Genomic DNA, 18,858 nt, shown 5'->3' on the forward strand with positions numbered 1-18,858 from the left:
ACCCAAAATCAGGGTGGGGCGTAAGTTTCACAGAGGATTTGTAGTAATTCCGACAGATTTATCTTCAGATCCAAGTATTTGTGGGTAAGGTTATGGTCGGGAGCGAGATGCTTTCGTTTCCTCTACCAGCCTTCTTGACTCCGTCGAATCAAAAATATCATACTCGAGACTGTCTTATGTCCAAGAATCATGCTAATCTAAGGGTCGCCTAAGAGACTCAAGTCGTCTCGCTTCTATTGGCGTTCGACGAGTTCTTGTATCGAATTCACGTTAAAATACGTTTCAAACCCGAATTTAATTTCCATTCCTTGAATTTTTTGTGGCACAAAAAAAATCGAGGGCCGTTGGCATAGTTGAACCAATTTGGAGGATTCAAACTATGTTTCAAAAAAAAATAGCTGTTATGTTGTTCTTGACATTACTTTTTTCGAACTGCGCTAACAAAAACGACGACAAGTCTCTTAACAATGCCCTTCTTTTGGCGGTGCTTCAACAAAAAGATCCAGGAACTGCCGGGGTATATGCCGCTTTGAGCGTCCTATCCACAAACAACAATCCTGGAAAACAGGGAGCTTATTCCAGAGGGAATGTGTCTCCTTTAGCGGTAATCAGTCAATCTCAGGATTGTGCTTCGGGCGGAAAGATGACTTTGTCGGGCGATTCTACCGATCGTCAAACGGCTAACGGATTTAGTATCCAATATACCGGTACAAAGATGACGTTTGAAAATTGTCGACAGATGGCGCCTACGATGCAGGATAGTGGGACCTCTCTTTTTATCATTCAAGGAGAAATTACGTTGGATGGAAGAGCGGATATCGTAATGGATGGAAATTTTAATCCGAATGCCCCGATGACAGAGCTGAAGTATACTGTAAACAGTACACAAAGAATGCATAGTAGTTCTTATACCGTCAACGGTTTCCTATATCCGAAAATGGATATTACCTTCACATCAAACAATGCAAAATATTCGTTTCAAAATATGGACGATATTGATAAAACAACTATCACCATTGAAGAGACCGTGGAAATCAGCGGAACGATCGGCGAGGAAAAGATAAAAGATTCACATACCTATAAATCTACGATTAAACTTAAACCTTAAATTATTTCTGAGCCGCCGAGCCGAAAAGGTTCGGCGGCGTGAATGAATATCATACATTAGTGACTGTTTGATCTGTAGACTAACACTTTGACAAAATCGAGTTTTCTGGAAGTGTATTGGAAGTCGTTAAGAATAGAACCGTAAAAGATGGAAATAATCCGGAAACTGTCGATCCACTTTTAAGTTTTATAGCTGCTTTCATTATTGTTTGGAAAAGAGTTTACATAAAGAACATGAAATCCTGAAAATTATCGACTCCATTGTAGTGTCGTTTCCTCGGAATAAAGCATTTGGAAAACCTTTTGCCAACTTTCTTCCACTTTGTGGGAATACCAAGGTCCAAGCCATTCTTCCAACGCAAAAAGCCAGGCTTTTTCCAGCAGGGGAATTTCCTCTATTCGGTTGCAAATTTTAATACATTCCATTTTGAAATCTTGAATCGCTTTTTCTAATTGTACATTTTGAACATCGGAAAGAGCGATGTTCCGTGCGGAATTCATAAAGGATTTGGCTTCTTCTAGTTGAATCTTCGAGAAGATGTTCTCGAATTTCGGATTTTTCTCTTTGAGATAGACAAAGAATATTTCTGCGAATTTAATTCTATCCAAATTGATGATATCAAAAGACTCGTTTAAATTCCGAATTAGGTTCTCTGAAATGTTCATTCCGATTTGTGCTCCTATAACCAACCTTCAGAAGAACCTTTGAAAGAATATTCAATTTCAAGAGATAAGTTTTTTAAGTTATAATGAGAAAGGTTTCATAATAGGAATCTAGAATCATAGAGGACAGAGGACTCATCGAACCCGGTCGATATCGATTCAAAGACGTCGGTAGAGTTTCGAAAAGTGTTCGAAGTGCCTTTTGTTGCGTGATTTTTACTACTCGGACGCATGGAAAGAATACCGCAATAAGTTCGTTTCAAAAGTTAGAATTCTTCTTCAAAAAAGCCGACAATTCTGGATTCGGTGCAATTTGATCTGGGCTTCTATATCTTTGTAAAATCGCCTATTAATTTTTAGTACCATTTTCATACATCCGAGTACTAAGTCTGAAGTTATTCACAGAATTTGTCTGTTTTCTTGCTAAACTTTATTCGTCTTTTAGGTCCGGGATAGGCCATTCCTATAGGTCTTTCTATGACGTAAGCTTTTTCGAAAATCACCCAAGCATGTTGTTGTTTTCCGGTCGGACTGACGATAAGATTTATTTCTTGAAAACTGAAGGAAAAGGATTCTTCTTGGTGCATGTCACTATTTCTTTTTGAAACTTTTTCTGATAACTTTCAAACCAAACACAAAGAAGTTACTTCCGGAAAGTGGTTCGGTTTAAACTCTTTAAATTTAGAAGGGAAACCTTTTGCCACTTTCTTTGAAGGAGATCTCGTTCTGAAACTAGGAGCGGAAAAGATCGCAGAGGTCATTTCCCGTTATCCGGGAGCAAAGCTCTTCGACCTTCTCATAACAACAGGGCCATGAAAGATTGGCTCCAGGTTCCGGTTGAATTCGAGGAAGATTGGCTTTCTTTAGCGGAAAGTTCTTTTTTACTTGCTCAAAAAACGTTGAATGTCTCACTTCCGGCTAAGAAGAAAAGCGCGCCTAAAAAAGCCGCTAAGAAAAAAACTCCGGCCAAGAAAAAGAGCACTCCGAAAAAGAAGGCGGTTAAGAAAAAGTCTTCTGCTAAAAAGACCAAAGTAAAACCCAAAACTACGGCTAAAAAGAAAGTCGCTCGGAAAAAAGCGGCCACTAAAAAACGGAAGAGATAAATCATTCTGTAACTTGCCCGAATTTCAGATTCGGGCAAGAAGGGTTCTTATGTGTTTCGACAAAATCCGATCCTTGGCAAAAATGTTTGAGGCGGATTTAACTCGTTTTTTGAATAAAAATCGGGAAACCGAAGAAGTTACCTTTTAAGTAAAAATACTTTCTGGATGAATTCTTTCGTTTCTTTTAAGATCAGATCTTTGTCGCTTTTCATATATTTGGAAAACAAGACGTGGTCTCCTGTTTCTACCTTTACGGCTTTGTTGAAAGGACTCGCTTTTCCGTTATGATTCAGTTTTCCAAATGCGTTTAACATCGACGGAACTGAGGCGGATTTGTCCTGTTCCTGTTCGTTTTTGTAATAATAAAACAAAAGAACGGGAGAAGTAATTTTGGAGAACGGATCCGTTTCTAAGATGTATTCTCTCAAGTCAGATAAGTTTTGAACTGCCGCGAGATACTGATCTCTATACCAAAATGCGCTGGCAGGATCTTGCTTTTGTTCTTGTGTTGATTTGCGAATTTTTCCCATCACTAAGTGAGCGAAGTTTTTTCCCCAGGAAAATTGGTAGATACCGCCCCAAGGGCTCGTAAAATCGTAAAAAGGAGAAACAAGAATCAAAGCATGTACTTTTTCCGGATATTTGGCCGCTAAATACGTGCAGATCAATCCACCCATACTTGTTCCGATTAGAATCGTTTTTTTACCGAGTTTTTCAAATTCTAAAAATGCCGTTTCGGAATCTTGTATAATTTCCGCAAAGGTAGTGTCTCTATGATCTTCCAGATTGGTTCCGTGTCCGGGAAGACGAACATAATAAAGATTCGCTTTGAGGTCTTTTGCTAGTTGGTCCGTAACTTCTTCCCCTTCCGCGCGAGATGCTCCAAAACCGTGGATATACAGAATGGCGAATTCGGTTTTACCCTGGGAATATCTTACCAATTTTTCCTCATTATCCGGTCTTGCTTTTTTAGTTCGACTGATTTGAAGTTTTTCGTGATAATAACTGCCAAAGTCGGGGTGTAGAGGAACCACTTTGTATTCGTATTTAGGAGTTTCTGCATAAAAAGTAACGATGAGGAACAGTGCAAACATCCCTAAAAAACCTAAAGTCCACTTAAATAGTTTCATCATTTTATTTTTTTTCATCATTCTAATTAAACAATTCAATTCATTCGTATTACTCCTGCAAGAAAAAAGAATTCAAAAATGCAAGAGATTGAATACGAAAGCAGAATGATTGTCGTTGTCACTTAAGGTCATAAAAGATAAGGCCCGTTGTCGTATCTGCGTTCGGAAAGATATTTAAAATTTTCATCTTTCAATATCTTCATTTACCTTTAGGAATATTTGAAATTTGTCATAAAACTTTAGAATTGTAGGAACTTTTTGGATATCAGGATAGGACTTTACATTCAGAGGACTGAGGACTTTTGTTTTCTTTTTTGTCTCCGCAAACTGCATTTTAAATCCGTGATGTACCATCTCCCCCGTTTCTTTCTGTCCTCTGTCTAGAACGAGCGAAGCGAAGTTCGTCAGTTTTCAGTCCTCTGAACGCGAAAGGTCTTAGAGCCGGTCTCAAAACCTTAGGAATGTAAGAACTATTACAATTTTAAACGACGGGAGAAAACCGCCAATGCGATGGTTTCTGTGGGAATTCCGACGTTTTTTAAAAACTTGCCGGATCGTTTAGAGATATTTTTCTTCAGGTTTTAAGACCGGCTCTTAATTCCTTTTGTTGGCTTTCTTGTCTTGTGGTAAAATCTCGCATATTAACCCACGTTTTTCAAGTCCGGAAAGGGCGCCATTTTGTCTTATCTTTCGAAACTTATTCGATGAAAAGAGTTGCTGTAACTGCCTTCTTCCAGCGTTGAATTTTTTGGGCTCTTTGGGTTGAATCCATTTTCGGTTCGAAAGACTTATAACCTTTTTGTAGACTTTTGAGTTCTCCTAAATTTTTCCAAAAGCCGATGGATAAACCCGCAAGATACGCTGCACCTGTTGCGGTCATATCCGGTTCGGGAGCACGATCCACTCTCACGTTCGAAAAGTCCGAAAGACATTGGAGCAGAATATCGGATTGAGAAACTCCTCCATCCACTTTGATATCCTTAATCTTGATTTTTGTATCTTGTTGAATTCCTTCCAAAATTTCGTAGAGGCTAAGAGCAATTCCTTCCAAGACGGCTCTTGCTACATGCCTTCTATGAGATGCAAGTGAAAGGCCGATCACGGAAGCCTTGGCGCGAGGATTAAAGTAAGGGAATCGAGCGCCTGTAGGAGTTGGAATAAAAACGACTCCTTCCGTGTCTTCAGTTTGCGCCGCAAGTTCGTTGAGAACTTTAGGGGTGTCGGAAAGTCCGATCCCTTTACCTAACCAGTCAATTAGAGTTCCGGCGGTTGCAACATATCCTTCCAACATATACGTGGTTTTTCCGTCGATTCTCCAAGCGATCATAGGAAAAAGTCCGCGTCTGGATAATTGTGCCTTGAGGCCGATGTTGATATCTACGAAGGCTCCCGAGCCTTGGGAGATTTTCACTTCACCCGGTTCAAAACAACATTGACCGAAAAGAGCGGCCATCTGATCGCCGATTGATGCTCGAATCGGCACCGAATGTCCTCCTAAAAACTCGGGTAAGGTATGACCGAAATCTCCGTTGCTGTCTTTCACTTCCGGAAACAGATTTGCGGGAATTCCAAAAATTGTAAGGATCGGTTGATTCCAAATTAATTGGAAGGGATTAAACATTCCTGTTGCGACCGCGTTAGACGAATCGGTAAGATGTTGTTTCCCACCTGTGAGTTTATAAATGAACCAGGTATCTAAGGTGCCGAAAAGGACTTCACCCTTTTTACATCTGCGTTTTAACTCCGGATTTTCGTCCAAAACAAATTTCAGTCTACAAGTTGCGTGATCGGTTGTAAACCTAAGCATAGAAGTAGCGATCATCATTGGATGATTCGTCAATCTTCCGACGAGTGTGGAAACAAAACGAATGATTTTCCAGATCGGATTCCGATTCATAGCCTCCGCGGTTTTATGCGAACGAACATCCGCCCAACTGATCAAAGGGGTTAAGGGTTTGCCGGAAAATCTTTCCCATAATAAAAAGGATCCTCGTTGATTACAAATTCCTAATGCAGCTATTTCTTTCGTGATTTGTTTATTCTTTTGAATTTTTTTCAAAAGAATAAGTAGGGACTTCCATAGTATTTCCGGATCGTGTTCCAAGGCTCCCGCTTCGGGGATGTTTGGAGGAGTTTTTTCATATTGTCTTTCGGTGATTTTACCTTTTCTATCCAATAAAAATGCACGAATTCCACTTCCTCCGCTATCGATGGAAAGGACGTATTTCCCCTGTGGATTAGTCATCCAAATCTCCGAGTATTCAGTTTTTTTAAAGAGAGATCAAAATAATCGAAAGATGAAGATTTTGTCCATTTCTTTCTGAGGATTAGGGCTTGTCTCAAAATCTAAAATTGTGGGAACTCCTACAACTCTAAACAACAGGGAAAATCGTACAAAAGCAGTATAAACCGCCAATGCGACGTAATCTGTAGGAACCCTACATTTTTTAAAACTTATCGGATCGTTTAGGGATATTTTTCTTAAGGTGTTGGAACGGACTGACTCTTCGTGATTCTTTGGTAAAAATTTAGGAAAGTTTTTCGAACTTGAAAAATATATGTTTGGCCGTTTGATCATCGATTGATTAGAAGAAAGAGTGAATTTCAGTGAGAATAACGCTTTTGTCCATACCAAAAATCCCATTGAACATTCTTTTAAAGAGTGAAGTTAGGTTACTTCAAAGCGCTTTCCCAAAAATGGAAAGCGCTTTGAAAAGGGTTTAAGAAAGAATAGTTCTATACGAGAATTTCTCGAAGATGAGAAAGAATTTCTCGATTGTTCGTTGCAATAATATCTTTTCCCATCTTATGAAAAATCATCGATTGAGATTTTCGATCCATCTTGTCTAGGAGCATTCCGAGAAATCTCGGTTCTGATATGAGAACGAGACTAAGGAATCGATTGGATTTTCGTCCTTGAGTGATCACATCCGAAATCTGGCTAGCAAAGGATTCTGCAACTCTTCGTTTCGGTTCTTGAACGGACTTCGTGTCAAAAGCGATTTTCTGCGCTTTTGCGCGTTTCCCACGGCCGGAAGAGTTGGGAATCAGTTCTCGGTTTTTCATTCTTCCTTTTGGATTTTCGATACTTTCTAGAAGTTCTAGTCCCTTTCGAGAACCTTTGTACTCGAAAATTTTTGCTTCGGATCGATTTGCGACCACTACCCATTTGTTTTTCATCTTTTCCTCCTATCGAGCGATTCATAAAGAGCGAGATAGTCGTAGCGTAGCGCGAAGACTCTTAGCGTAGCTAAGATAAGCGATTCATAAAGAGCGAGATAGTCGTAGCGTAGCGCGAAGACTCTTAGCGTAGCTAAGATAAGCGATTCATAAAGAGCGAGATAGTCGTAGCGTAGCGCGAAGACTCTTAGCGTAGCTAAGATAAGCGATTCATAAAGAGCGAGATAGTCGTAGCGTAGCGCGAAGACTCTTAGCGTAGCTAAGATAAGCGATTCATAAAGAGCGAGATAGTCGTAGCGTAGCGCGAAGACTCTTAGCGTAGCTAAGATAAGCGATTCATAAAGAGCGAGATAGTCGTAGCGTGACGCGAAGACTCTTAGCGTAGCTAAGATAAGCGATTCATAAAGAGCGAGATAGTCGTAGCGTAACGCGAAGACTCTTAGCGTAGCTAAGATAAGCGATTCATAAAGAGCGAGATGCTTTAGTTTCCTCGAGCGATTCATAAAGAGCGAGATTACAACGAGAGGCGAAGAGTTGCGTAGATTAGTATGGTATGCTTGTTTTGACTTCGTCAAGATAGATGGTAATAGATAAATCATATTCGAATTTAAACCCATTCCCTCGATGAATCTAAATTGATCCTCGAAAACGTATCAGGACCTTTTGGTGAGAATCATCCTAAAAAAACTCAAACACCTTTATGGGGTCGAGTGTTGGATTCGTGCTCGGACCTGTTAAGATTTTATATTCGTATGTATTTTAGGGGAAAAAGAGGAATAGTCAAGATTCAAATTTCATGAGAATCGATCACGGAAAAAAATTAGAGATGATTCGGATCAATATTTTTGAACAAAGATAATTTATTGCTCTCAAAATAGAATTGAAAGCTTCTTCAAGAAGTTGGTTTGAAATGGTATCGTAAATTGGGAAACGAGTTTTTAGACTTTTAAAATCTCAAAATCGACTTAGAGCCAGTCTTAAAACTTGAAAAGAAATCAGTTTCAATCATTCCACAAGTTCGTAATAGAACGTAGTAGTTTCTACATTTTTGTTAAACTCAAGCCGTCTCGCTTCTATTGTCGCTCGACGGGATTTTAAATTTTTGTACGCGGGAGTGAGGCGAAGGGCTTTCGTCTCGAGCGTTTTTTGGAGTAACCCGCAAGTCCCGTTTTATTTCGCGAAGATATGAGCGAACAACGAACTCACCTGAAAAAATATTCAAAAATCATTATGAACTTATAGAAAAGCTTTGGACTGAATTTTAAGTTTTATGAATCTATCTATCGTTTTTTTCCGTAGAACGGTTTGAAATAATAGTTCTATTTACTCGATCGAAAGTTGGCTTAATTGATCTAAAAAATTTACCGCAAAACTTCCGGGGCCGTTCGATTTTTTCGCTGAACGAGAACCTGCAATCGCAAATACCGCTGAAGCGGATGCGGATGCTCGTAACGGATCTTTTTGAATCCCTAAAAAAGAAGCGATCAAAGCACCCAAAGAACAACCGACGCCAGTTACCTTGGTCATAATCGGATCTCCTCCGTAGATCTCTATGGTCTCCTTTCCGTTTGTTACGTAATCCACTTCGCCGCTTACGGCGACAACCGCGCCGGTTTTTCCGGAAAGCTCTTGTGCATAGGGCAGTGCATCCTTGGAGTTTACCGTCGAATCGACTCCTTTTCCTTTGCCTGCTATTCCGGCTAACGTAAGAATTTCGGAGGCATTCCCTCTAATGACAGTCGGTTTTAAGTCGAGTAATTTCTTAGTCGTTTCCGTTCTAAACCCGAGTGCGCCTACGGCGACGGGATCAAGCACCCAAGGAGTATTCGTTTGATGAGCGACGGTTGCTGCGATTTTCATGGCTTTTGCATCGTTTGAAGTTATTGTGCCGACGTTGATCAATAATCCATTTGCAATCTTCACGAATTCTCCCGCTTCCTCTTCGGCGATTACCATCGCGGGAGAGGCGCCGACTGCAAGCAATACGTTTGCGGTCCAATTAGTGACTACGATGTTTGTCATAATATGCGTTAGAGGGGAACGTTTTCTTAGCTCTAAAAGATCTTCTACGATCTCTTTTGCGGGCCAGGCCCTTTCTAAGGCTGAATGTTTTGGCATGGTACTGTAGTTTTAAAAAAGAAAATGAAATCTTGTAAAGAACTTTCATCCTTTTTTTTATGTCGAAAAAAAACTTCGAATCCGTTTGTAGATAATTTTACGTTTGTAAGACTTTCTCTGTTTCCTTTTTCTTGAAAGTCGCAATAATGGGAATTTGTCTGATTTCGTGCGTCTATCTCCGTGCTTAAAAATCATTCGTCCCCAATTCTCGGATTCAACATGAAACTCAAATTCGTTTTACTTAAAGCTTGTTCTAACCTGGAATGTGAAACGAAAAAGGTCGTCGAAAAATCTATAAAAACTTCCCCAAAGGAATGTAATTGTAGAAACCCTTGCGTTTTTTGTTGCAAACTTGTTGATGATTACAGCTATTTTATCCCAAGGTTTTGGAACGGACTTTAAAATTTCCGGCGATGTACAAAGAGGCGCACAAATATGCACGCCTCTTGATTGATTCGGAAATTTTTTAACGATAAATTAAATCCGAACGCCAATCTCTCACCGGAGTGGAATTCAATCGTAGATAGAATGTCGTCTCCCTGACAACACCATTACTCCAAAGAAATAAGTATTGGCTCCAGGCTCCATTTCTCCAAATCGTGAGGTATTGATGTTTTGCTAAGACAGTATTATAATCTTTGAATGCGATTTGACTTCCGTCTTGTATACATCCTCCGTCCAGGTTTATGATTTGGAGTCGATTGGAGCCGTCGTCGAATTTAGGATAGTAACCGTAATTGCCGTTTCCTCCTGAAAATCCCCCGGAATACCACCAATTCCAAAAATAATTCAAATAAGCGGAGGGTTCGACTCGAACGTATCCGCTTTCCATGCAGAACGGGTTTGAGTTGGGATCCGATGGTTGCACTAAATTGAATTGTGTGAATTTTGTTTCAGTGGTTGCGTCCGCTTTTAACCATCCGTTCGGTTTTCGAGAATCGGCTTGAATCCTTTTTCCTGTGTTTACGGATACTAAGGAAACTTGATCGTACTTTCTTCTATGCCCGGATTTTGTTGGAGTTGTGTCATCCGCATATACAAAACCGTAAACTGGATAGGAGTCGGAAAATTCATAACTTATATGTCCGTTCGATCTTTTCCAGATTTTTGGAGAAATCGGATCGTAAGCCAAATTTTGCCAAACCTCAGGTTGGCTGTGGGATTTTGAAACGAGTACGTAATTCGTATATGTAGGTTGTGAATCTCTATGTCTCAAAGCGGTAAGGGCGTTAACTTGCGGGTCCTGTGTATAAGGAATTCCCGCATATTTAGGCTCGCTTACGTTTAGACTAGTAAGCATTCCATAATATTCGTCACTACCTCTGGTTACGTTCAGATCTCCCGCTATTAAAACGAGTTCGTCCCCTGGGATTGCTTTTGTATTGATGAAATCTTTGATATTGTTGAATTGATTCATTCTTACGGATCTTCCTAAATCCGAGCATGCCGGACCTACCGTTTGAACTTGGGTTCCTATAACATGGAATTTTTTTCCATTTTTGTTGATTCTTACGTAAGTGAATCCTTTGTGATAAGACGATTCAACACCACATCCAGGATTGTCGAAGATGTATTGTACCTTTTCTTCAATGGGCCATTGACTTACGATTACAACTCCTCCGTCTGTAGACGTAGATTGCCTGTAAACTCCTAAAGTGGCATTCCAACCGTTTCTGGTACTTCCTACTGCTTCGGTTTGATACGGATATTGTGAATGAATTCCGTCTAAGAGAATTTTTCTCGCGTTAGTGTCGGAAAGACCTTCAAATACTATGACGTCTTGATTTTTTATGTAGTCCGAGTTTGCGATTTGTTCTGCTCTTTCTTTTTGTCCCCAATCTGTCCAAGCTGGAAGTTGAGTCGACATTAAAGAAACGTTATGACTTAAAATTTTGATTTCCACGTTTTGTGAAGCGGAGCGTACCCTTCTGGAGCCTGATGGAACTCGAACAGGGCTTATTGTTTCTATTATAGTAATACTTCCTGTACCAGTACTTGCTGGCTGTGTTGGACCGTGGATTATTTCTATGCTAGTAATACTTCCTGTACCTCTACCTGCTGGTCGGCTTGGAGGTGATGTTGAGCCAGAACTTGTTGGTCGGCTTGGAGGTGATGTTGAGCCAGAACTTGTTGGTCGGCTTGGAGGTGATGTTGAACCAGAGTTTACTGAACTTGAACTTGTTGAATCAGAGTTTGCTGAACTTGAGCTTGCTGAATCAGAGTTTACTGAACTTGAGCTTGTTGAATCAGAGTTTGCTGAACTTGAGCTTGCTGAACCAGAGTTTACTGAACTTGAGTTTGCTAAATCAGAGTTTACTGAACTTGAGTTTGCTAAATCAGAGTTTGCTGAACTTGAGTTTGCTAAATCAGAGTTTGCTGGGTCGAGATCTCCTGGACCTGCTGGTGAGGTAGAACTTGCAGGATCAGAGTTTATTGGATCGTAACCTGTTGAACTCTGACTTTCGTTGCTTACGCTTCTGTTATTTGAAATAAGGAGCAAAAACTTAAATAAATCAGCATAAGAATTTTGTTTATCAGGTAAACAACGTGAGGTAAAAAATAAGAAGAGACTGCAACATATAAGAAGTCTTGAATTTGTATGTCTCTTTGATTCTTTTCTGACTTTTTCGGGGAAGACATTTCGCTTTGTTTTCATAATTTATCTCCATTCCTTTTTATGAACGTCCTTATTATACACGATCTGAAAAAGAATAATAATATTTTATAAAAAAATGTTTCAAGGGCGTAATTCTTGTCGCTTAAGTGTCGTTTGGTGAAATGTGTATTGAAGTTTGACGAGAATGCGAATCAAATGCGACACTGAAACATATGTTCAATGAAAAAGTTGAAGTAAGTTGTCCGATTGAATAAATCTTTGAAAGGAACGTTTGTGTATACTGAGCGTTTGTTTCAAAATTTCAGATTACATTTTATTACGAACTTATAGAATGATTGTAATTAGTTTTTCTTAAGGTTCTTAAAATAGATTCTTAATATTTGAAATCAATTCAACTTCGAAGTTTGTTTGGACGCTAGTATACGATTTGATTTAGGAAAAGGTTTCGGAAGAAGAACGTATACTTAATGTGAATTCGATATAAGGTTCTGTCCCAAAACTGGGACAGAACCTTGCAGCTTGATCTTTCTGACAAAGCAGAAAACGAAAGCGCGTTCGCTCGCTAAAGGGTCCACTCGGGTAACTAAAGCGTCTCGCTTCTATTGGCGCTCGACGGGACTTAGGGACGCGCTGTAAAAAAGTTTGGCGAATCCAGGCCTTTGCAAGTAAAGGCCGAAACTAAAGTGCTTCTCTCCACGGATCGCGCATAATCATCGCTTTCGCATTTGTCACGCCGAACTCATGTTATATTTAGGACAGAAGCGATGGGCTTAGGTAGATCGATCAATATATATTCGTAATCTTCGATGACAGGACGAAAGATGAAATTGAAAGTGTTTCTATACTCACGATAGAAAAAGAAAGGATGTTTTATGAACTCGTATTGTATTGTGTTACAGTAAAAAAACACACATCTATCATCGATACCTGCACTTTTTTCTTAAAGCGTTTTTAAGTATGCAAGAATGAACGGTTCTATATCTCCGTCCATCACTGCCGCGACGTTTCCGGTTTCATGATCAGTTCTATGGTCTTTCACAAGATTGTAAGGATGGAAGACGTAACTTCGAATCTGAGAACCCCAAGCGATGTCTTTTTTTTCGCCGGATTTTTTTTCCAATTCTTCCTTGGCTTTTTCCTGTTCCATCTCGTAGAGTCTTGCCTTTAACATCTTAAATGCGGTATCCCTGTTTTTGATCTGAGATCTCTCGTTTTGGCAAGCGACGACGATTCCGCTAGGAAGATGAGTGATTCTAACTGCGGAATCGGTTGTGTTGACGTGTTGTCCACCGGCTCCCGAAGAACGATATACATCCACACGAATGTCTTTTTCCTCGATTTTAATATCGATTTCGTCGTCTATCTCGGGGCTTACGTGGACTGAAACGAATGAGGTATGCCTCCTTTTGTTTGCATCAAAAGGAGAAATCCTTACGAGTCTGTGAATTCCGTTTTCCCCTTTTAAAAAACCGAAAGCGAAATCACCTACTACGTGTAAGGTGGCATTTTTGATTCCGGCTCCGTCGCCCGCCTGAATATCAATGAGAGAATACTGATATCCCTTTTTTTCAAAATATCGAATGTACATCCTAAGAAGCATTTCAGCCCAGTCTTGACTTTCGGTTCCACCCGCTCCGGGATGAATGTTAAGGAAAGCCGGTTTAAGATCTTCTGAATTTTTAAGAGCGCCCAAAAGTTCCAGTTCTTCGAATTTTTCCTGAAGCCTGTTGTATTCCATCGAAAGCTCTCCGATTCCGTTTTCGCCTTTTTCGTCGAGAGTTAACTCTACTAAATCAGGAAAATCTAATATATCTTGTTGAATCGTAAACCAAGGAGTGAGTTTTTTTTCCAGTTCGTTCTTTTTCTGACTCACAATTCTCGCTTCTTCCGGATTGTTCCACAGGTCCGGATCTTCAGACTTTTCATTGAGCGCCTTAAGGCGATCCTTGTCCTGTTCCAAATTTAGGAGTTTCCAACGATTTAGAAAATTTTCCTGTAATTCTCTGGAGACTCTTTTAAGTTCTTTTGCTGATTTGACTTCCATAATCTTTGTTTGCGGTTGATTTAATGATTTGTAATTTGCTGTAAGATGGTTTGAGAGGATCCATTTATTGAAAAAGAAAATCTTCTTTATTTTCTCTTTCTTGTTCCCAGGAAAATACGGTGTCTCTGAGTTGCGGAGTGTTCCCTTCCACCGTGGCTACCAAAATATATTCTTCCTTTTTCCTGAATTCTTCCGGATTTTTCTTTAAGATCAGCTTACCGGAGCGAATTAGATCGAGAATGTGTAGAAGAAAAGGATCTTTTTCCGTTCTGGAAAGCTCCTTCATCGCTGAATAAAACGGAGTGATTCCTTTGTGGAACCAATCCACGATTTCATTTTTACCGCTTGGCCAGAGTTGATTCAGTTGGATCGTTTCTTCCCTGAGAAGAGACTTACCTTGAAACGGTTTTTGAAGATGCCTGCATTGGAAATAGAGTTCGTGGTTGATCTCTCTCGGAAAGGTCTTTCCATACCCGGACCCGATCCATTCGATCCACGCTTTTTTTTCTTTTACGGGTAAGGATGGAATGAGGGCGAAGAGATAATTCTGATTTTTGAATATTCGAGAAGTGGAAAGATGATCCAACACCTCATAGGGGATCATGTATAGGCCTTTCTGCCATTCTAAAACCAGGGGAATTTTTTCTACGTCCAAATACTCCACAGGAGTTTCGGCTCGGACTACGTCCCCGAACTGAGTGAGAATATAAATAAAAGAAAGAAGTTCTTGTCGATTCATTTTCCGGATCAACGTATCGGGATCCAAATTACGATGCAAAGCGTGTCTTAATAGATTGTATTGTTCCACCGGAAATTGAACCGGAGATAGGATGATCCCGAGAAATTTTTCCATTTTCTTGAGGCTATGTCTCTCCACAAGATCCAGATTTCCAGAAATCAAAAATGGCATAGGTTAAAGGGCCTTGTGTCCGATGTCTTTTCTATAAAAAGTTTTTGGAACCTGGATTTTTTCCAGGAAAGAATAAGCTTGGTCGACCGAATTCCTAAGATCGGTCCCTTGAGCGACTACTCCGAGGATTCTCCCCCCTGATGAAAAAACTTTTCCATCTTTTTTTGATGTCCCCGCATGAAAAAGATAAACGTTTTGACCGGAAGTTTCCGGAAGATTCAACGGAATATTTTTTTCATAAGAATCCGGATAGCCCTGAGCAGCGAGGACCACTACTGTTGCGGCTCCGCTTTTTATCGATGTTCGTACTTCTTTAATTTTGCCTGTAGAAGCTATATAAAGAAGTTCTAATAAATCTCCGTCGAACATTGCAAGTACACATTGGGTTTCAGGATCTCCGAATCTGCAGTTGAATTCAACAACTTTCGGTTCTCCGTCAGGGGAAATCATCAAACCGGCGTAAAGAAGACCGCGATATGGATGTCCTTTCTTACGGAAAGTTTCAAACATCCGATCGAAAATTTTTTCTTTCACTTTTTGTAATATAGTTTCCGTAATGACGGGAGCGGGACAATAGGCTCCCATACCCCCGGTATTCGGACCTTGGTCTCCGTCGAACGCTCTTTTATGATCTTGTGCTGCCGGTAAAAGAAAGTAGGAATCTCCGTCGGAAACGGCGAAAATGGACGCTTCTTGGCCCTCCATGAACTCTTCAATGACAACTTGATTGCCGCTTTCTCCGAATTTTTTATCTTCAAAGATTTCTTTGAGTGCGTTCATCGCCATTTTTTTTGTCGTGGCTACTGTGACGCCTTTTCCGGCGGCCAGCCCGTCTGCTTTGATTACGATGGGAACCGTTTGGGATTCTAGATAATTTAAGGAAGCGGAATATTCCGTAAACGTTTTATACCCCGCCGTAGGAATGTTCGCTTCGACCATTAAAGATTTCGCGAAATTTTTGGAACCTTCGATTTGTGCACAGTAGGAATCGGGACCAAAAGTGGGAATCTCCAATTCGGCCGCCCAATCCGCAAAGCCTGCAACTAGAGGGTCTTCCGGTCCGACCACGATAAAATCGAAAGGATTCAGTTTTAAAAAAGACTGAACCGATTCTTTGGACAAAATATTAAACGAATTGGAGGGAAGAATCTCGTTGTCCGGAAAACCGCCGTTTCCGGGAAAAACTTTCAATTCGCTTAACAATGAGGACTTACGAAGATGGAACGCGATTGCACTTTCTCTGCCTCCTGAACCGATGAGAAGGACTTTTAACTTAACTTGCAAGATTTTGAATCCCCTTTTTCAGAACCTCCACTTTATCGGTGAAGATTTTGAGTTTTTCTCTTTCTTTCTCCACTACATCGGGAGCGGCTTTGGAAAGAAAGCCCGGATTGGATAGTTTTGCTTCGAGTTTTTCTTTTTCGACCTCGGATTTTTGAAGTTCCTTATTTAAACGAGCTTTTTCTTTTTCAATGTCGATCAATCCTTCCAAAGGAAGAATGATTTCTCCTTTTGTAAAATGAGAAACCGAATCCGTTTTCTGAATCTCGTATGTAGCTTCGATTCGAATGGATTCCAGACGGGCGAGTTGTAAGAGAGATACCTCGTTTTCAGAAATTGTAAGGCGAGTGATATCGTCTTCGGATTTAACGATCGCTTTACACTTCTTGTCCGGAGTGACTCCGTTTTCAGAGCGCATAACGCGTATTTTTGTGACGATTTCTTGAAGAAGATTGAGCTTTTGAACTCCTGCAGCATCGTAAGAGATCGGATACGCTTCCGGGAAAGGGGTTGTAACAATGTATTGGTTTGAAAAAACGGAATGAACTTCTTCGGTCAAAAACGGCATAAAAGGATGCAAAAGTCCTAATGCACGAATAAGCACGTCCGAAAGAACCTGTTTTGCGACTTCCGTTGATCGGGGAGAAACTTTACCGTACGCCCTCGGTTTGACGAGTTCTATATACCAATCGCAGAAATCTCCCCAAATGAATTCATAGATCGCGGCGGCCATTTCATAAAAATGGAATCTAGAATGAGCTTTATTGTATTCCTCTAAACAGCGGTTGAATCTGGAAAGGATCCACTGATCCATAGGTTCGAGGTCTTTTTCGATTTCCGAAGTGATTCCTGTCGGAACGAAGGATTCTTCCAAGTTCATCAGAATAAAACGGGACGAATTCCAGATTTTGTTACAGAAAGAACGATAACCGCCCAAACGCGATTCGTCGAAAAGGATATCTTTCCCTTCGGGGAGGGTTGCCGCGAGAAAGAAGCGAAAAGAGTCCGTTCCGTATTTTTCCATCATTACGAGAGGGTCGATTACGTTTCCGACGGATTTGGAGAATTTTTTTCCGTCTTTATCCCTGACTAATCCGTGTATGAGTACTTTATGAAATGGTGGAGCTTTTAAAAACTTCATTCCCATCATGATCATTCTGGAAACCCAGAAGAAGATAATATCGAAGCCGGTGACAAGAACGGAAGTCGGATAGTATTTTTTTAAGTCCGGCGTTTGTTCCGGCCAACCCATTGTCGAAAAAGGCCAAAGTTGGGAGGAGAACCAAGTATCCAAAACATCCGGATCGGGCTCCACATCTTTGGAATTGCAGGAAGGACAGGCAGTTACGGGAGTTTCGGAAACTTCCACGTGTTTGCACGTTTTACAATGATACGCGGGAATTCTGTGTCCCCACCAGAGCTGTCTGGAGATACACCAATCTCGGATGTTGTGCATCCACTCGAAAAAAGTTTTTTCCCACATTTTTGGAATAAATTCGACTTGGCCGGTTTGAACGGCTTCTACTGCCAAGTCCGCGAGAGGTTTGATCTTAACGAACCACTGGGTCGAAAGATACGGTTCTATCACCGTTCCTCCTCTTGAGTTGTGTCCGACTGAGTGAACGTGGTCTTCGATTTTTTCGATTAAACCTTTAACTTCAAGATCCGCGACAACTTTCCTACGCGCTTCAAAACGATCCAGACTTTGATACGGGCCTGCATTTACGTTCATGGTCCCATCCGGATTCATGACGAGAAGGGGTTTGAGTCCGAGTCTTTGGCCCGCTTCAAAGTCGTTTGCGTCATGTGCGGGTGTGATCTTTACAAGCCCCGATCCGAATTCCTGATCCACGAAAGAATCGAAGAGTAGCGGAATCTGTCTGTTTGTAAGAGGGAGATCCAGAACTACGTCCTTAAAAGACACATAACGTTTATCTTCGGGATTCGCACAAACCGCCACGTCTCCGAACATCGTTTCGGGTCTTGTGGTAGCTACGACTAAAAATTGATTCTTTTTGCCGTGGATGGGATATTTAATATGATAGAGTTTACCTTTTGTTTCACGGAATTCCACTTCTAGATCCGAGATCGCAGTTCTGGAAGTGGGGCACCAGTTGATGATTCTTTCTCCGCGATAGATCAAACCTTCGTCGTAAAGAGATTTAAAAACTTTGAATACGGCTTTGGAAAGACCCTCGTCCAAAGTGAATCTTTCTCTGGACCAATCGACCGATTCTCCCAAAAGTTTTTGTTGTCGTGTGATCATTCCACCTGAGTGGTCTTTCCATTCCCAGATTCTGTTAACGAATTCTTCTCTTGTAAAATCGGTTCTTTTTTTTCCTTCTTTTGCAAGTTCTCTTTCCACAACCATTTGAGTTGCGATTCCTGCGTGATCCATTCCTGGAAGCCAAAGAGTGGACTTGCCTTTCTTGCGTTCGATTCGGATAAGAATGTCTTGAATAGTATGATTGAGTGCGTGCCCGATATGCAAAGATCCCGTAACATTGGGGGGCGGGATAACCATCGAGAAAGATTCTTTGGAATTGGAATTAGGCGCAAAGGACTTTTTCTCTTCCCAGAGTGAAATCCATTTATTCTCGACTTCTTTCGGTTCGTAGCGATCGCCTATTTGTTTTTTCATGTCTATAAAAAACAAGTTTTCCTACTTTTTCCCAGGGTCAAGAGGATTCAAACTGTTCTGACTT

The 18,858-nt window shown here is 40.7% G+C and carries 12 protein-coding genes and 1 pseudogene; 2 read left to right on the plus strand and 11 right to left on the minus strand.

Annotated elements, in window-relative coordinates; translation table 11 throughout:
* Positions 1-379: 379 nt before the first annotated feature.
* Positions 380-1,108 (plus strand): sigma factor SigX-regulated lipoprotein, encoded by a 729-nt coding sequence (gene srp, locus CLV95_RS11105; protein WP_002723738.1) that lies wholly within the window; start codon positions 380-382, stop codon positions 1,106-1,108.
* Positions 1,109-1,356: 248 nt separating this feature from the next.
* Here the strand turns inward: srp and CLV95_RS11110 are convergent, their stop codons facing one another.
* Entirely contained in the window at positions 1,357-1,773 is a 417-nt protein-coding gene (locus tag CLV95_RS11110) for a globin (protein ID WP_002723740.1), read from the minus strand.
* 392 nt (positions 1,774-2,165) lie between these two features.
* A complete protein-coding gene (locus CLV95_RS19805) occupies positions 2,166-2,357 on the minus strand; it encodes a hypothetical protein (RefSeq protein WP_002723757.1) in 192 nt (63 codons plus the stop codon).
* On the opposite strand from CLV95_RS19805, the pseudogene CLV95_RS11120 reads away from it, so the two are divergent.
* Positions 2,356-2,873 (plus strand): annotated as a pseudogene (locus tag CLV95_RS11120) (DUF773 domain-containing protein). The gene CLV95_RS19805 and the pseudogene CLV95_RS11120 sit on opposite strands and share 2 nt — an antisense overlap.
* 137 nt (positions 2,874-3,010) lie before the next feature.
* On the opposite strand, the gene CLV95_RS11125 reads toward CLV95_RS11120, so the two are convergent.
* From CLV95_RS11125 to CLV95_RS11190, 9 genes are all read right to left on the minus strand, one after another.
* On the minus strand, positions 3,011-4,021 hold the full coding sequence (locus CLV95_RS11125) for an alpha/beta hydrolase (protein WP_275477306.1): 1,011 nt from the start codon (positions 4,019-4,021) through the stop codon (positions 3,011-3,013).
* Between the two features lie 679 nt (positions 4,022-4,700).
* Positions 4,701-6,248, minus strand: a complete 1,548-nt coding sequence (locus CLV95_RS11135; protein ID WP_002735659.1) for a glycerol kinase 5 — start codon at positions 6,246-6,248, stop codon at positions 4,701-4,703.
* 491 nt (positions 6,249-6,739) lie between these two features.
* On the minus strand, positions 6,740-7,183 hold the full coding sequence (locus CLV95_RS11145) for a host attachment protein (RefSeq protein WP_002735509.1): 444 nt from the start codon (positions 7,181-7,183) through the stop codon (positions 6,740-6,742).
* A 1,323-nt stretch (positions 7,184-8,506) separates the two neighbouring features.
* Entirely contained in the window at positions 8,507-9,301 is a 795-nt protein-coding gene (gene thiM, locus CLV95_RS11160) for a hydroxyethylthiazole kinase (RefSeq protein WP_002735522.1), read from the minus strand.
* 466 nt (positions 9,302-9,767) lie between these two features.
* Positions 9,768-11,957: a sphingomyelin phosphodiesterase gene (gene sph / locus CLV95_RS11170; protein ID WP_107694953.1), complete on the minus strand. Its 2,190-nt coding sequence runs from the start codon at positions 11,955-11,957 to the stop codon at positions 9,768-9,770.
* 901 nt (positions 11,958-12,858) lie between these two features.
* A complete protein-coding gene (prfB, locus tag CLV95_RS11175) occupies positions 12,859-13,962 on the minus strand; it encodes a peptide chain release factor 2 (RefSeq protein WP_002728367.1) in 1,104 nt (367 codons plus the stop codon).
* Positions 13,963-14,026: 64 nt separating this feature from the next.
* On the minus strand, positions 14,027-14,872 hold the full coding sequence (locus CLV95_RS11180; protein WP_002728353.1) for a hypothetical protein: 846 nt from the start codon (positions 14,870-14,872) through the stop codon (positions 14,027-14,029).
* A gap of 3 nt (positions 14,873-14,875) precedes the next feature.
* Positions 14,876-16,156, minus strand: coding sequence for a phosphoribosylamine--glycine ligase (gene purD / locus CLV95_RS11185; protein ID WP_107694956.1), 1,281 nt, complete (start codon positions 16,154-16,156; stop codon positions 14,876-14,878).
* Entirely contained in the window at positions 16,146-18,794 is a 2,649-nt protein-coding gene (locus CLV95_RS11190; protein ID WP_016749486.1) for a valine--tRNA ligase, read from the minus strand. Before CLV95_RS11190 ends, purD begins: the two co-directional genes overlap by 11 nt.
* Positions 18,795-18,858: the final 64 nt, after the last annotated feature.

Origin of the sequence: Leptospira borgpetersenii serovar Javanica, assembly GCF_003046425.1 — a bacterium.
GTDB lineage: Bacteria > Spirochaetota > Leptospiria > Leptospirales > Leptospiraceae > Leptospira > Leptospira borgpetersenii.

Excerpts from the sequence above, each read along its gene's own strand:
- CLV95_RS11135 (WP_002735659.1), bottom strand. The coding sequence starts at position 6,248 with ATGACTAATCCACAGGGGAAATACGTCCTTTCCATCGATAGCGGAGGA.
- CLV95_RS19805 (WP_002723757.1), bottom strand. The coding sequence starts at position 2,357 with ATGCACCAAGAAGAATCCTTTTCCTTCAGTTTTCAAGAAATAAATCTT.
- srp (WP_002723738.1), top strand. The coding sequence starts at position 380 with ATGTTTCAAAAAAAAATAGCTGTTATGTTGTTCTTGACATTACTTTTT.
- CLV95_RS11145 (WP_002735509.1), bottom strand. The coding sequence starts at position 7,183 with ATGAAAAACAAATGGGTAGTGGTCGCAAATCGATCCGAAGCAAAAATT.
- prfB (WP_002728367.1), bottom strand. The coding sequence starts at position 13,962 with ATGGAAGTCAAATCAGCAAAAGAACTTAAAAGAGTCTCCAGAGAATTA.
- CLV95_RS11110 (WP_002723740.1), bottom strand. The coding sequence starts at position 1,773 with ATGAACATTTCAGAGAACCTAATTCGGAATTTAAACGAGTCTTTTGAT.
- CLV95_RS11190 (WP_016749486.1), bottom strand. The coding sequence starts at position 18,794 with ATGAAAAAACAAATAGGCGATCGCTACGAACCGAAAGAAGTCGAGAAT.
- thiM (WP_002735522.1), bottom strand. The coding sequence starts at position 9,301 with ATGCCAAAACATTCAGCCTTAGAAAGGGCCTGGCCCGCAAAAGAGATC.
- CLV95_RS11125 (WP_275477306.1), bottom strand. The coding sequence starts at position 4,021 with ATGAAAAAAAATAAAATGATGAAACTATTTAAGTGGACTTTAGGTTTT.
- sph (WP_107694953.1), bottom strand. The coding sequence starts at position 11,957 with ATGAAAACAAAGCGAAATGTCTTCCCCGAAAAAGTCAGAAAAGAATCA.
- CLV95_RS11180 (WP_002728353.1), bottom strand. The coding sequence starts at position 14,872 with ATGCCATTTTTGATTTCTGGAAATCTGGATCTTGTGGAGAGACATAGC.